Consider the following 14,165-nt stretch of genomic DNA (forward strand, 5'->3'; position numbering starts at 1 on the left):
CGGGATGCGTTAGTGACACTTACACCTGCCGCTCAGGAGCCCTGCCATGCCTCCGTACCCCCTGCCTCGTCCGGGCCTCGCCGAGCGGCTGGGGACCTCCTTCCGCGAGACGGTGGGCGGGCTGCCCGCGGCGTTCTGGTGGCTCTGGCTGAGCACGCTGGTCAACCGGCTCGGCGGGTTCGTGGTCACCTTCCTCGCCCTCTACCTGACCCTGGACCGGCACTTCAGCCCGGCCTTCGCCGGCCTGGTCGCCTCGCTGTACGGGCTCGGCGGCAGCGTCGCCTCGGTGGCCGGCGGTGTGCTGGCGGACCGGATCGGACGGCGTCCCACCCTGCTCGCGGCGTCGGTCGGCACGGCGGTGGCCACCCTGGCGCTGGGTCTGGTCCACCCGGCCTGGGCCATCGCCGCAGCCGCCGCGGTGGTCGGCTTCACCAGCAACGCCGGACGGCCGGCCGTCTCCGCGATCATGGCGGACCTGGTGCCCCCGGCCGACCGGGTGCGGGCCTACTCGCTCAACTACTGGGCCATCAACATCGGCTTCGCCTTCTCCGCGGCGGCGGCCGGGCTGATCGCGGCGCACGGCTATCTGCTGCTGTTCGTCGGCGACGCGGCCACGACGCTGCTGTGCGCGGTCGTGGTCTTCGCCCGGGTGCCGGAGACCAGGCCGGAGAGCGGGCCGGCCTCCGGCGGGCCGGAGCGCACGCCCAGGGCGCGGGGCACGGCCCCGGCGGGCGGCGGTCCCGGCGCGCCCCGGGTCGGGCTCGGCGCGGTGCTGCGCAACCCGGTCTTCATGGCCTTCGTCGGCCTCACCTTCCTGACCGGCTGCGTGGACGGCCAGGGCAGCATCGCGCTGCCGATCGTGATGGGCCGCAACGGCTTCTCCCCCACCGACTACGGCCTGGTGGTCAGCCTCAACGGGGTGCTGATCGTGCTGCTGCAGATCCCGCTGACCCGGCTGGTCGAGGGACGGAACCGGGCCGCCATGCTGGGCGCGGCCTCGCTGCTGACCGGCTGCGGCTTCGGCCTCACCGCGTTCGCCGGGGCCGCCTGGTTCTACGCCCTCACCGTGACGGTGTGGACCGCAGGGGAGATGCTGCGGGTCCCGGCCGGAATGGCGATCGTCGCGGAGCTCTCCCCGGTCCACGCCCGAGGGCGGTACCAGGGCGTCTACTCGCTCGCCTGGACCGGCGCCTCGTTCATCGCCCCGCTGATGGCGGGTCTGCTGCTGACCGCGGGGGGCGGCGACGCGGTCTGGCTCACCTGCACCGTGCTCGGCGCGGTCACCGCCGCCGGATTCGTCCGGCTGCTGCGCGGGCGCACACCGGAGCTGGTCAGGACGCATGTGGCAACGGCGGCTCCGGTTCCGGTAAATGCAGATGCCACGACGGTCGCGGCCTCGTAGGGTGCCAGGCATGGGACAGCACGGCGCGGAAAGCGAACAGGACCGGATCGAGATCCGGGTGGTCGAGGAGAGCGGGCTCACGGACTGGGGGAAGGCCGTCCAGACCGGATTCATGTCCCCCATGGGCGACGGGGACCTCGAGCTGCGCAAGGCGTACTTCGACCCCGGTCGGACCCTGGGCGCCTACCACCGGGGCCGCTGCGTGGGCACCTTCCGCAGCATGGACCGCGAGCTGACCGTCCCCGGCGGGGCCACCGTGGCCGCCGACGCGATCACCAATGTCACCGTCGCCGCCACCCACCGGCGGCGCGGGCTGCTCACCCGGATGATGACCCAGGACCTGGCCGCCGCCGCCGAGCGCGGCGACAGCGTCGCCATCCTGATCGCCGCCGAGTACCGGATCTACGGCCGCTACGGCTTCGGCCCGGCCACCCAGCACAAGGGCTACACCGTCGACAAGCTCCGGGCCGGCGAGGTCCGGGTCCCGGCCGAGGCCGAGGGTGGCAGCTTCGAGCTGCTGTCGATGGAGGAGTGGGCCAAGGTCGGCCCCGAGCTGCACGACCGCTTCCGCCGCACCCAGCCCGGGGCGATCAACCGTCCCCCGGTGGTCTGGCGGACGCGCACCGGGGAGCTCCAGGGCTCGGACAAGTCCTGGAAGGAGCCGCTGGTCGTGCTGCACCGGGACGCCTCGGGCCGGCCGGCCGGGATGCTCTCCTACACGGTCGCCGACGAGTGGCCCAACATGATCACCAAGGGTGCGCTCAAGGTCCGCGACCACATCGCCGTCGACCGGGGCGCCGCCGCCGCGCTGTGGCGCTACGCGCTGAACGTGGACTGGATCGACCGGGTCGAGATCAGCAACATCGCCCCAGACGACCCGCTGCCGCTGCTGCTCGACGACCCGCGCGCCTGCGCCGACGGCGGCGACAGCAGCGCCGACTACATGTGGCTGCGCGTGCTGGACGCCCCCGCGGCCTTCGGCGCCCGCAGCTACGCCGCTCCCGGCCGGGTGGTGCTGCAGGTCAGCGACCAACTCGGCTACGTGGACGGGCGCTGGGCGCTGGAAGCTGCGGCGGACGGAACCGGCGCCCTCACCCGGGTCGAGGACACCGACGCGGCCGAGGAGGCCGATCTGGCCATGGACGTACGCGAGTTGGGGACGCTCTACCTGAGCAGCGACTCGGTGACCCGGCTGCACGCCGCCGGCCTGGTACGCGAACTGCGGGAGGGCGGGGCGGCCCGTGCGGACGCGCTGCTGCGCACCGACTTCCGCCCCTGGTGCCCGGACGGCTTCTGACCTCCACAAGGCACCTGCTCGCCGGGCGGAGCGGTCAGGTGCCCGGCGGGTCGGATCGGTGTGTGAGGTAGGCGGCGAGGGCGATGGCGGCGGCCAGGGCGAGGCCGTTGGCGCCGACCAGGTGGAGGAAGGCACTAGCGGAGTAGTCGTCCGCGGAGTTGTGCGGGCCGAGGCCCGTGGAAGTGCCGAGGCTGGTGGGGGTGGCGAGGAGCAGCACCAGTGACGGGGGAACCAGGACGACGGCCTTGAGGGCCGCCCCGGTCAGCAGGAACTCGGTGCGGCGCAGCAGCAGGGTGCCCAGCGGCTGGAGGAGCAGCGCGAACGGCAACCAGCCGAAGAGGAGCGACGCGTAGCCGCCGAGGAACGGTGCGAGGCGATACAGCAGCACCGGCAGCAGCAGCAACTGCCACCAGCTGGCCGCACGGGCCAGGGCCACCATCCCGGGGCGGGCCCTGGCCCCGCGCTGGTGGCAGACGCCGATCACCGAGAGCCCGAACAGCGCGAACGCCACCGCGACCAGGACGAATACGAGCGGCCTGGCCTGCAGCCAGGTGTCCAGGAGCAGGAGGTACAGGGCCAGCAGGTACAACAAGGGCGAGCACAGCACGGCACCCAGAACGATCACGATCAGCGCCCATGGCGCCAGCCGCAGCAGGTCCCGGGCGGTGGCCTTGCCCTGCTGCACTCGTTGAAGGGGTGGGCTGACGGTGTGCGGCGTTTCCATGGGTCCCCCTGAGCCGGTGTCGGCGCAGGGGCGACCAAAGGTCAGCCGTCCTTGCGCCGCTTGCGTTTGGTGGTGGTGGTGGTGGAGGTGGTGGAGGTGGTGCCGGCGGGCTTCGCCAGCGCGGTACTGCTGCCGATCGTCGGCAGGACGAACTCCTGGATCATGTCGACCGCGTCGCGGACCAGGGGGCGGAAGACCCGGTAGCGGGAGAGGGCGACCAGCTTGGCGACGAACGGCGCACAGCGCTTGACGAAGGCGCGGGTTCGCTCGGTGTCCTCGGTGCGGTCGAAGACCCAGTACAGGACGATCACCATCAGGTGCAGCCAGAGCAGGTCCGGCAGCAGTTCCCCCAACTCGGGGTCGAGCTTGGGCCCGAGGTCGGACCCGTCGATGACCTCGCGGAAGATCTGCACCGCGGTCTCCCGCGCCGGGTGGGACTCGTTGGAGAACGGGCTGAGCGCGCTGTTCGGGTCGGCCGCCGTCCGGAAGAACTGGGCGGCGAACTCGTGGTAGTCGGCGGAGCAGTCCACCCAGGAGTCCAGCGCGATCTGCAGCCGCTCCGTGAAGTCCGTCTTCCCCGCCATCCGGGCCCGGGCGTCGAGCGCGTGCTCGTGCGTCATCCGGTCGTAGAACCCCTGGATCAGGAATTCCTTGCCTTCGTAGTAGTGGTAGGCGTTTCCGACAGAGACACCCGCCTCAGCGGCAATGGCCCGCATCGTGGTCTTGTCGTACCCGCGCTCCTGGAACAACCGCATCGCGGTCTCCAGGATCAGCGCTCTGGTCCGCTCCCCCTTGGGGAGCAGCTCGGGTGCGGGTGTCTCGGGCGGCGGCGTCGGCACAGCGTCGTTCACCCTTCTCAGGCTAGTCGCCGCCGGCGCTGCAGTGGCCCTCGCAGGGGGCCGGGCCCTGTGCGGCGGGCTGCGGCGGTCGCGTCGGGACCGGCAGGACCCGCTGCGAGGACGGCTCCCACTGCTTGCCGTTCCAGCTCCACGGCCCGGCGGCTGCGGAGGGCTCGGCGGGTGACCCGCCCGTTCGACCGGCTCTCCCCGGTGCAGTCGGTCGACCCGGGGCCTGGGAACCGGCGCGCCACTTCGCGGCGGTGAGGACCATGCCCCTGGCGAGCTGGGCCCCGCTCGGTGTGGCGAAGCGGTGCGACATCGGCCGGTAGGCATGCAGGGCCCACAGGCACACCACCCAGGCGGCGGCGCCCTCGTAGACCTGGCCGGAGTCGCCGATCACCGTGATCTCACGGAGCGTCCGATCGTGGTCGAGCGCCGGGTAGCACTGCCGCGCCTGCGGCGAACCGGCCGGCACGAAGTCCAGCGGGACGAGCTTCCGCTGCCGCTCCAGCCAGCCGCGGACGTGGCGGCAGAGCGGGCAGCCCTGGTCGTAGAGGACGGTGAGGCGGCGGACCGGGGCATCGCTGGGGCCACGGTCGGCGCGGTCTGCTCCTGCTGCTGCTTCGGTGTTCATCGCTGGTCGCCCGTCCTGGTCAGGGTCGCCGTCGCGGCCGGGTCAGACCCGCTGCGGGGCGGCGGGCGGGGTCCAGCCCTGCGGCGGGACCGGCGGGCGCTGCTCACTGTCCATCAGACCGCGGCGGCGGATCCGGTTGAGGACGTAGACGTTCATCAGGTGGAGCACTCCGAGGACCAGCAGGACCGTGCCGACCTTGTAGGACAGCGCGGTGAAGATGCCGCGCACGTCCACCACGTCGGTGTCGCCGCCGCGCAGCCAGAGCGCCACGAAGCCCAGGTTGACCAGGTAGAAGCCGACCACCAGCAGGTGGTTCACGGCGTCGGCGAGCTTCTCGTTGCCGTGGAAGACGTCGGCCAGGAAGACGTGGCCGCTGCGGCTGAGCGTCTGGGCCACCCAGACGGTGAGCCCGATGCTGAGGACCAGGTAGATGACGTAGGTGACGACCGTGTCGTCCATGCTCCACCCCTTGTGGGAATTTTTTGAACGCGTTCAATTCCTGCGTTGGTCAGGACTCTAGCCCTGTTATTGAACATGTTCAAGTGTGGATTTCCCGGCCCTCGGCAGCGGTCACTCCTCGCCGGAGAACCGGCCCCAGGCCGACTGCCGGGTGATGCCCAGCGCGGCGCCGATCCGAGCCCAGGAGACACCCCGCTCGCGCAGCCGGTTCACCTGGACCTGCAGGCTGGCGTCCACCTGGGCGCCCACCGCGGCGATCCGCGGCAGGCGCTCCAGGATGTGCTCGTCGGGCATGTCCTCCCAGGCCGGGACCTCGGGGCTCGCCCCGGAGCCCCCCTCCGAGCCTCCCTCGGGGGCGCCCGCCGCGCCGAGGATGTCGTTGCAGAGCCGCACGCAGGCGTCGCAGATGTAGACCCCGGGGCCGGAGATCAGCTTGTCCACGTCGGCCTCGGCCTTGACGCAGAAGGAGCAGTGGATCCCCCGTGCGGCAGTAGTGGCGGTCGTCGCCATGTCGTCCTCCCGAACCCAAGCCCGTCAGGCTGGCCCTGACAGGTCCTTGGGATGGACGATAGGCTGTCAGGGAGAACCTGACAAGGGTTCCGGTCAGGGTTTGCGGGACTCAGGGTTTGCGGGACTCAAGGTTTGCGGGACTCAGGGTTTGCGGGACTCAGGGTTTGCGGGCCAGGAAGTAGCCCTGCGGGCCCCGCTCGCTCTGGTCGGGCTCGCGGATCAGCCGGGCCTCGACCAGGAACCCGGCCCCGGCCGCGAGCTCGGCGACCTGGTCCGGGGGCGTCCAGTAGACGTCGAGCGACAGCTCGTGGCCGTAGGCCCGGGTCAGGTGCCGGCGCTCGTCCCCGGCCTTGAAGGCGAGCAGGAGTCGGCCGCCGGGAGCCGTCACCCGGTGGAACTCCGCGAACACCAGCGGCAGCAGCTCCGGCGGGGTGTGGACGGTCGAGTACCAGGCGACGACGCCGCCGAGAGCGCCGTCCGGCAGGTCCAGGGCGGTCATCGAGCCCACCTCGAACCGCAGGCCGGGGTGGGTCCGGCGGGCCACCGCGACCATCTCCGGCGACAGGTCGACGCCGAAGGCGGTCAGACCGAGGCCGTGCAGATGGGCGGTCACCCGGCCCGGGCCGCAGCCCAGATCGGCCACCGGTCCGGTGTCGGAGGTCCGCACCAGTTCGGCGAACAGGGCGAGCATCGCCCGGTCGAACGGCTTGGTGTCCAGTTCGTCGCCGAGGAGCTTCGCGTAGTCGGCGGCGACGAGGTCGTACGCCGTCCGGGTGCTGTGCAGATAGGTCGCTTCGGTCACCAGCGGGGCTTCGGTCATAAGCCGGGACGGTAGCGCGGCGCCGGGCCGCGGTGCGCCGGGCCGCCGTCAGCCGCCGACATAGGCCGCCAGGTGCTCGCCGGTCAGGGTGGAACGGGCGGCGACCAGGTCGGCGGGGGTGCCCTCGAAGACGATGCGTCCGCCGTCGTGGCCGGCGCCCGGGCCGAGGTCGATGATCCAGTCGGCGTGCGCCATCACCGCCTGGTGGTGCTCGACCACGATGACCGACTTGCCGGAGTCCACCAGCCGGTCCAGCAGGCCAAGCAACTGCTCGACATCAGCCAGGTGCAGGCCGGTGGTCGGCTCGTCCAGGATGTAGACCCCGCCCTTCTCGGCCAGGTGCGTGGCCAGCTTGAGCCGCTGCCGCTCGCCGCCGGACAGGGTGGTGAGCGGCTGGCCCAGGCTGAGGTAGCCGAGCCCGACGTCGGCCAGCCGGACCAGGATCGCGTGCGCCGCCGGGGTGCGGGCCTCACCCGCGCCGAAGAACTCCTCGGCCTCGGTCACCGACATCGCGAGCACCTCGCTGATGTCCCGGCCGCCGAAGCGGTACTCCAGCACCGAGGCCTCGAACCGCTTGCCCTCGCACTCCTCGCAGACGGTGGCCACCCCGGCCATCATCGCCAGGTCGGTGTAGATGACGCCGGCCCCGTTGCAGGTGGGGCAGGCGCCCTCGGAGTTGGCGCTGAACAGGGCCGGCTTCACCCCGTTGGCCTTCGCGAACGCCTTGCGGATCGGGTCGAGCAGGCCGGTGTACGTCGCCGGGTTGCTGCGCCGGGAGCCCTTGATGGCACCCTGATCGATCGTCACCACACCGTCCCGGCCTGCGACCGAGCCGTGGATCAGGGAGCTCTTGCCCGAGCCGGCCACCCCGGTGACGACGGCCAGCACCCCGAGCGGAATGTCGACATCGACGTCGCGCAGGTTGTGCGTGCTCGCGCCGCGGACCTCGAGCGAGCCGGTGGACGTGCGCACCTTCTCCTTGAGCGAGGCCCGGTCGTCGAGGTGGCGGCCGGTGACGGTGCCGGCGGTCCGCAGCCCCTCGACCGTGCCCTCGAAGCAGACCGTGCCGCCCGCCGTACCGGCGCCGGGGCCCAGGTCGACCACATGGTCGGCGATGGCGATGGTCTCCGGCTTGTGCTCCACGACCAGCACCGTGTTGCCCTTGTCGCGCAGTTGCAGCAGCAGCTCGTTCATCCGCTGGATGTCGTGCGGGTGCAGGCCGATGGTGGGCTCGTCGAAGACATAGGTGGTGTCGGTGAGCGAGGAGCCGAGGTGGCGGATCATCTTGACCCGCTGTGCCTCGCCGCCGGACAGCGTGCCGGACGGCCGGTCCAGCGCGAGGTAGCCGAGGCCGATCTCCACGAACGAGTCCAGGGTCTGCAGCAGCGCGGCGAGCAGCGGTGCCACGGAAGGCTCCTCGATGCCGCGGACCCAGGCGGCCAGATCGCTGATCTGCATCGCGCAGGCGTCGGCGATGCTGATCCGCTTGATCTTCGACGAGCGGGCCCCCTCGCTGAGCCGGGTGCCGTCGCACTCGGGGCAGGTGGTGAAGGTGACCGCCCGCTCGACGAACGCCCGGATGTGCGGCTGCAGCGCCTCCTTGTCCTTGGACAGGAACGACTTCTGGATCTTGGGGATCAGCCCCTCGTAGGTGAGGTTCACCCCCTCGACCTTCACCTTGATCGGCTCCCGGTAGAGGAAGTCGTGCATCTCCTTCTTGGTGTACTTGCGGATCGGCTTGTCCGGGTCGAGCAGGCCCGACTCGGCGTACACCCGGACGGTCCAGAAGCTGTCCGACTTCCAGCCGGGGATGGTGAACGCGCCCTCGGCGAGCGACTTGGAGTCGTCGTAGAGCTGGGTCAGGTCGATGTCGGAGACCGTGCCCCGGCCCTCGCAGCGCGGACACATCCCGCCGGTACGGTTGAAGGTCGCCTTCACCGCCTTGGTGTTACCGCGCTCGACCGTGATGGCGCCGCTCGCCCGGACCGAGGGGACGTTGAAGGCGTACGCCCCGGGCGGGCCGATGTGCGGCTTGCCGAGCCGGCTGAAGAGGATGCGCAGCATCGCGTTGGCGTCGGTGGCGGTGCCGACGGTGGAGCGGGGGTCGGCGCCCAGCCGCTGCTGGTCGACCAGGATCGCGGTGGTCAGCCCCTCCAGGACGTCGACCTCCGGGCGGTTCAGCGTCGGCATGAAGCCCTGTACGAAGGCGCTGTAGGTCTCGTTGATCAGCCGCTGCGACTCCGCGGCGATCGTGCCGAACACCAGCGAGCTCTTGCCCGAGCCGGAGACCCCGGTGAACACCGTCAGCCTGCGCTTCGGGATCTCGATGCTGACGTCCTTGAGGTTGTTCACCCGGGCGCCGTGCACGCGGATCAGGCCGTGGCTGTCGGCAACGTGCGGCGCGGACGCGGATGCAGGCACGGGCGTGAGCGCGGGTGACTGCGGGTCCGTTCTCGGGGCCTTGCTCATGGTGTCTCCGTCCGTCCGGGTGCGCGGGCCGTCAGCACAGTACTCATCAGTCCTGGAGCAGGCCGAGGACGTTGCCGTCGAGGTCGGTGACCGTGGCCACCAGACGGCCGCCGCCGACGTCGTGCGCCGGCTCCTTCACGGTCGCACCCGCGGTCGTCACCTCGGCCAGCTTCGCCTCGATGTCCGGCACGTGCCAGTAGGCCACCGCCGTGGTCATCCCCTGCGGCCCACCGGCCGGCACCAGCCCGATGTGCTGGCCCGCGGCCTCGAAGCCGACGTAGTAGGCCGAGTCGACCTGCGGTGCCACGCCGAGCAGGGCGGCGTACACCTCCTTGGCCTTCGCCAGGTCGGAAACGGGGTGCAGCACGGTCTTGATGCCCTGGGTGGAAGAGCTGCTCATGATCACTCCTGAGGTTGTCCGGTCGTTGTCGTCCGTGGAATTCACGCTAGCCGCGGTCTGCGGCAGGTGCTTCTCGATTCCTGACCGGTGAATCCGGTGGCCCCGCCTACCTAGCGGCGCCGGCCGCCGTCGCACCGGACGCGGACGGGCTGGACCAGGCCTGGACCGAGTCGCTCTGGGACTGCGAGGACGCGGCCCGGCTGCTGGGGATCGCCCACGCGCCGGACATCCCGGAGGCCCTGGTGCAGATCGCCGTCCTGCGCGACGACCCAATGGAGGACGCGGAGGTCAGAGCCGCAGCCGAAGCCCGTCTGGCGGCGGCCCGGCCTTCCTGTTCGCGGCCGTCCTGTTCGCGGCCGTCCGGCGTGCCGGAGGATCCCTTGCCGGACAATGCTTGAAAGAATTTCGGGCGGTGGTGTCGGATCGGGGCGGAGGCGTTCGTAGTAGGGGTGAGAGGTCGCCCGCGAGGGGCGTCCCCGAAGCACAGGAGATGAGCGAGATGCAGTACCTGGTTTCCGTGATCACTGACTCGACCGACCTCGCCACCCCGGAGGAGGACGCGGCGATCGACGTGTTCAACAGCCGGCTCCAAGCCGAAGGCCACTGGGTCTTCGCCGGCGGCCTCGGCGGGCCCGACACGGCCACGGTGATCGACAACCGCGCCGCGGAGCCGCTGTTCAGCGACGGGCCCTTCGTGGAGTCGAAGGAGTTCATCATCGGCTTCTGGATCATCGAGGCTCCCGACCTCGACGTCGCGCTCAAGCTGGCGGCGGCAGGGTCGAAGGCCTGCAACCGGAAGACCGAGGTGCGGCCGTTCCTGTGAACAGGGTCGATGCCGGAGAAGCCGGCGCCAGGAAGATCGACGCCCGAGCAGTCGACGCCCGAGCGGCGGTCACCCGGGCCCACCGAGAGGAGTGGGCCCGGGTGGTCGCCGCCCTGGCCAGGCGTTTCGGTGACCTCGACGTGGCCGAGGAGGCGGCGGCCGAGGCGTTCGCGACCGCCGTCGAGCGGTGGCCGGCCGACGGCGTACCGCCCAACCCCGGCGGCTGGCTGACCACCACCGCCAACCGCAAGGCCATCGACCGGATCCGGCGCGAGAACAAGCGCGGCGACAAGCAGAAGGAGGCTCGGATGCTGCACGACGACGACCCGCCCGGCACGTCCGAGCCTCCCGGCGCCATCGACGACGAGCGGCTCCGGCTGATCTTCACCTGCTGCCACCCGGCGCTGGCGCTGGAGACCCGGGTGGCGCTGACGCTGCGTCTGGTCGGCGGTCTGACCGTGGCCGAGATCGCCCGCGCCTTCCTGGTGCAGGAGAGTGCCATGGGGCAGCGGATCACCCGGGCGAAGGCCAAGATCAAAGCCGCTCGCATCCCCTACCGGGTGCCGTCCGCGGAGGACCTCCCGGCCCGCGTCTCCGGCGTACTGGCCGTGCTCTACCTGGTCTTCAACGAGGGCTACCTGGCGACCGGCCCCGACACCGATCCGGTGCGCCACGACCTGACGGCTGCGGCGATCCGGCTCACCCGCCTGATCCGCGCCCTCCTGCCGGAGGACGGCGAGGTGGCCGGGCTGCTGGCGCTGATGCTGCTCATCGAGGCCCGCCGTACCGCCCGGGTCTCACCCAGCGGTGAACTGATCGCCCTCGACGAGCAGGACCGCGGCGCCTGGGACACCGCGCTGATCGCCGAGGGCCACCAACTGGTACGCGAACGCCTGGCCACGGGTGCGGCTCCGGACCGCTACCAGGTCCTGGCCGCGATCAACGCCGTGCACACCTCCGCCCGCGACATCCGCGACACCGACTGGTCGCAGATCGTCGCCCTCTACGACCAGCTCGTCCGGCTCGACCCCTCACCGATCGTCGCCCTCAACCGGGCCATCGCCGTCGCCGAACTCGACGGCCCGCAGGTGGCCCTGGCGGCCGTCGACCGCCTGGAGGACAAGCTGCTCGACTACCACGCCTACCACGCCACCCGCGCCGAGCTGCTGCGCCGACTGGGCCACAGCCAACAGTCGCGCGCGGCCTACGACCGGGCCATCGCCCTGGCCGGCAACACCGCCGAAACCGCCCACCTGACCCACCGCCGCGACCAGTTGGGACAACCGCCTTCCGGGGCAGGCTCGTTCTGAGCTGCCTCACCGACGTTCGATCGCGGCGACCGCCGCCTCCAGCAGGTCCCAGCCGTTGACCTCGACCGCCGCCTGCTCCCCCGGTTGCCACCCGCGGGCCAAGGCCGCGTCGAGCAGAGACCGGACGGCGACCGGCTCATGCAGGTTCAGGGAGCAGCCTCGGACGAACCCCACGTCCCCGGAGCCCAGGGGAGCACCGCCCGGGACGTACCGGCCCGGCCCCTCGGCGAAGACGATGCGCAGCGAGCCGCCGGTGCCGGCCGGCTGCGGGAACAGCGTGAGGGTCTGCCGGCAGTCAGCGGAGCGACCGCCGCCAAGTACGTGGTGGCTGTGGCGGAGCGTCCACAGGTATGTGCACCCGTCGGTCACCAGCTGGCGGGGCTTCCTCGGATGGCGGGGCACGGAGACGAGGATATCGGCCGGGCCAACCTTCGGGACCTGTGCCGTAACGAGGGCGAGCCCCCGCCGTGAGTGCGCGCGGCTCTGCGCGGCCGTGGTGTGCGGGGTGGTGGCTGGGCAGGCTACCTTGCTCGGGTGACTCTCCTCGATGATGTGGCCGAGCGTGACGGCTGGCGGTGCTGGGTGTGCGACGAGCCGGTCGACCCCGACATGTCCGTGAACGACCCGCGGGGCCCCAGCGTCGACAGCCGGACCGCCGACCGTAAGGCCAAGGTCGCCGAACGGCTCGCGCACCGCGGGTGCAACACCCGCAAGGGCGCGGTCAAGGTGGTCATCGCCTGGCCGGACCGCCTGTACGTGGTGGAACCCGCGCCGCTGATCACCGTCGCCGGGAGGCTCGAGCGCAAGGGTGGCCGCGAGATGGTCGGCCGCTGTCCGACCAGGAAGGACGCCCAGGAGGCGGCGGACTGGCTGGTCGACCGCTTCTCCCGCCTGGTGCCGGAGCTGCCGGTGACCGCCGCCATCGAGGCAGGCGGCGGCCAGTTCCTCGTCATCCTGACCACCGGCCGCCGCTGACCGGATCGGTCCGTCTGGTCCGTCCGGCCCTGCCGATCAGGTTTCGGCCACGATCGACCCGTGGTCGGTCACCCTCGCGATGAGCGGGCCGATCTCCTCGTCCGGGCGCGGATCGTCCTCCCAGATCCCCAGCTGTGCCAGCGGGAACGGCTGCGCCAGGCAGCGCTCCGAGGGCCCGAGGTCGGGTGGCCCAGCAAACGACCCGTGAGAGATCTCCGCGACGAACGTGCGATACGGCTCCGGCACGACGATGCCGTTCTCCGCCTCGAACGAGTGCACCGCGTCCCAGCCGAGCGCCGACTCGCCGTCGTCGTCCCTGTCGCTGTCGTTGTCGCTGTCGGGTGTGGGTTTGTTATTCGGTGCCTGAGGCCTTGGTGAACTGGGTCACCAGCGAGACGAACCGGTCGGGGTCCTGGACGAGCATCGCGTGGCCGGCGCTGGGGAACAGGACCAGCTTGGCGTGCTTGGCCCGCTGGGTGATGATGCGCGCGTTTCCGGGCGGGGTGATCTTGTCGAGGGAGCCGTTGGTGATCAGCATCGGGATGGTGCTGTCGGGCAGCTTGTCCCAGGTGCCCTCGAAGGATTCGTACGCCTGTCCGGCCTGGTACTGGCGCAGCAGCGTCTCGTTGCCGACCTTCTCCGGCGCGATCAGGCCGAGTTGCCCGATGTATGCGGTCCGCGCGGCGGTGGCGTCGGCGGGGAAGAGCAGGTCCAGCATCTGCGGCCCGGTGGTCGTGGGGCTGTTGAGCTCCTTGGCCACAGCGGGCGGGGTGTTGATGGCCTGGCTGCCGCCGAGGTCGCCACCGGTGCTCACGAGCGCGCTGATCGCACCCGGGTGGAGCGCGGCGACGGTCAGGCCGATCTCGCCGCCCATCGACCAGCCCAGCAGCGTGGGGTGTCGCAGGCCCAGCGCCTTGATCAGAGCGACGGTGTCGTCCGCCATGAGCGGGATGGTGTCGGGGACCTGGGTGTCGTCGCTCGTGTAGCCGACGCCGCGGTTGTCGAAGATCGTGACGTGGTAGTGCCGGCCGAGCCGGCTCAGCAGGTCGACCGTCCAGTCGCTCATGGTGCCGGTGTCGCCCATGACCATGAGGAGGTCGGGGCCGGAGCCGAACTGGCGGTAGCCGACCGTGATGCCGTCGACCGGGATCCGGCGCACCGGCCCGAGGAACGCGCCCGGCCCGCTCGGAGCGGAGTTCGGAACGGTGGTGGACGCCGCCGTGGTGGCGGTCATGGCCGTGGCCTTCGTACTCGGCCTGCTGCTCGAAGCGCTGGTCGCGTGTCCGCCGCCGGGCGAACAGGCGACCGCTCCCAGGGTCACCGTGGCAACAACCACGGCCACGGCCAGCCGAAGCGGGGTGCGGGTACGCGGTGTGCGGGGCGATGCGGACATGAGGGGCCTCCGTGCTGGTCATGTGCGGGTGGGGTGCTGAGCAGGACGGGCCGTGGGTTCGGTGCGCGGGTCGGGCGCCGTGCCACGGGCCGTTCCGCAGGTCAGGCGCC

At 71.4% G+C, this 14,165-nt stretch carries 16 protein-coding genes; 5 read left to right on the forward strand and 11 right to left on the reverse strand.

Going from position 1 to position 14,165, the window contains the following annotated elements; all coding sequences use genetic code 11:
* Positions 1-46 precede the first annotated feature (46 nt).
* Both ACEZDG_RS09220 and ACEZDG_RS09225 read left to right on the forward strand, forming a co-directional pair.
* Positions 47-1,402 (forward strand): MDR family MFS transporter, encoded by a 1,356-nt coding sequence (locus tag ACEZDG_RS09220; protein ID WP_380505204.1) that lies wholly within the window; start codon positions 47-49, stop codon positions 1,400-1,402.
* A gap of 10 nt (positions 1,403-1,412) precedes the next feature.
* Positions 1,413-2,699: a GNAT family N-acetyltransferase gene (locus ACEZDG_RS09225; protein WP_380505207.1), complete on the forward strand. Its 1,287-nt coding sequence runs from the start codon at positions 1,413-1,415 to the stop codon at positions 2,697-2,699.
* Between the two features lie 34 nt (positions 2,700-2,733).
* On the opposite strand, the gene ACEZDG_RS09230 is transcribed toward ACEZDG_RS09225, so the two are convergent.
* From ACEZDG_RS09230 to ACEZDG_RS09265, 8 genes are all read right to left on the reverse strand, one after another.
* Positions 2,734-3,423, reverse strand: coding sequence for a hypothetical protein (locus tag ACEZDG_RS09230; protein WP_380505210.1), 690 nt, complete (start codon positions 3,421-3,423; stop codon positions 2,734-2,736).
* 41 nt (positions 3,424-3,464) lie between these two features.
* Complete coding sequence (locus ACEZDG_RS09235; protein WP_380505213.1) at positions 3,465-4,274, reverse strand: TetR/AcrR family transcriptional regulator; 810 nt, start codon at positions 4,272-4,274, stop codon at positions 3,465-3,467.
* A 10-nt stretch (positions 4,275-4,284) separates the two neighbouring features.
* The gene (locus ACEZDG_RS09240) at positions 4,285-4,896 is read right to left on the reverse strand and encodes a thiol-disulfide oxidoreductase DCC family protein (RefSeq protein ID WP_380505216.1); all 612 of its coding nucleotides are present in this window, start codon (positions 4,894-4,896) and stop codon (positions 4,285-4,287) included.
* A gap of 42 nt (positions 4,897-4,938) precedes the next feature.
* Complete coding sequence (locus ACEZDG_RS09245; RefSeq protein ID WP_380505219.1) at positions 4,939-5,355, reverse strand: hypothetical protein; 417 nt, start codon at positions 5,353-5,355, stop codon at positions 4,939-4,941.
* A gap of 111 nt (positions 5,356-5,466) precedes the next feature.
* On the reverse strand, positions 5,467-5,865 hold the full coding sequence (locus ACEZDG_RS09250; protein ID WP_380505222.1) for a ClpX C4-type zinc finger protein: 399 nt from the start codon (positions 5,863-5,865) through the stop codon (positions 5,467-5,469).
* 157 nt (positions 5,866-6,022) lie between these two features.
* Positions 6,023-6,685, reverse strand: coding sequence for a class I SAM-dependent DNA methyltransferase (locus ACEZDG_RS09255; RefSeq protein ID WP_380505225.1), 663 nt, complete (start codon positions 6,683-6,685; stop codon positions 6,023-6,025).
* Between the two features lie 48 nt (positions 6,686-6,733).
* Complete coding sequence (locus tag ACEZDG_RS09260) at positions 6,734-9,154, reverse strand: ATP-binding cassette domain-containing protein (protein ID WP_380505228.1); 2,421 nt, start codon at positions 9,152-9,154, stop codon at positions 6,734-6,736.
* Between the two features lie 46 nt (positions 9,155-9,200).
* A complete protein-coding gene (locus tag ACEZDG_RS09265) occupies positions 9,201-9,554 on the reverse strand; it encodes a VOC family protein (protein WP_380505230.1) in 354 nt (117 codons plus the stop codon).
* Between the two features lie 499 nt (positions 9,555-10,053).
* Between ACEZDG_RS09265 and ACEZDG_RS09270 the strand changes: the two genes are divergently transcribed.
* The gene (locus tag ACEZDG_RS09270) at positions 10,054-10,377 is read left to right on the forward strand and encodes a YciI family protein (RefSeq protein ID WP_380505233.1); all 324 of its coding nucleotides are present in this window, start codon (positions 10,054-10,056) and stop codon (positions 10,375-10,377) included.
* 35 nt (positions 10,378-10,412) lie between these two features.
* A complete protein-coding gene (locus ACEZDG_RS09275) occupies positions 10,413-11,687 on the forward strand; it encodes an RNA polymerase sigma factor (RefSeq protein ID WP_380505473.1) in 1,275 nt (424 codons plus the stop codon).
* Between the two features lie 6 nt (positions 11,688-11,693).
* Here the strand turns inward: ACEZDG_RS09275 and ACEZDG_RS09280 are convergent, their stop codons facing one another.
* Entirely contained in the window at positions 11,694-12,089 is a 396-nt protein-coding gene (locus ACEZDG_RS09280; protein ID WP_380505236.1) for a hypothetical protein, read from the reverse strand.
* A 132-nt stretch (positions 12,090-12,221) separates the two neighbouring features.
* Between ACEZDG_RS09280 and ACEZDG_RS09285 the strand changes: the two genes are divergently transcribed.
* Positions 12,222-12,662: a hypothetical protein gene (locus tag ACEZDG_RS09285; protein WP_380505239.1), complete on the forward strand. Its 441-nt coding sequence runs from the start codon at positions 12,222-12,224 to the stop codon at positions 12,660-12,662.
* A gap of 36 nt (positions 12,663-12,698) precedes the next feature.
* Here the strand turns inward: ACEZDG_RS09285 and ACEZDG_RS09290 are convergent, their stop codons facing one another.
* Entirely contained in the window at positions 12,699-12,941 is a 243-nt protein-coding gene (locus tag ACEZDG_RS09290) for a hypothetical protein (RefSeq protein WP_380505242.1), read from the reverse strand.
* A gap of 73 nt (positions 12,942-13,014) precedes the next feature.
* Positions 13,015-14,055 carry an alpha/beta fold hydrolase gene (locus ACEZDG_RS09295; RefSeq protein ID WP_380505244.1) on the reverse strand — a complete coding sequence of 347 codons (1,041 nt, stop codon included), beginning with the start codon at positions 14,053-14,055 and terminating at the stop codon, positions 13,015-13,017.
* Between the last annotated feature and the right edge of the window lie 110 nt (positions 14,056-14,165).

Source organism: Streptacidiphilus alkalitolerans (assembly GCF_042511045.1).
Taxonomy (GTDB): domain Bacteria; phylum Actinomycetota; class Actinomycetes; order Streptomycetales; family Streptomycetaceae; genus Streptacidiphilus; species Streptacidiphilus alkalitolerans.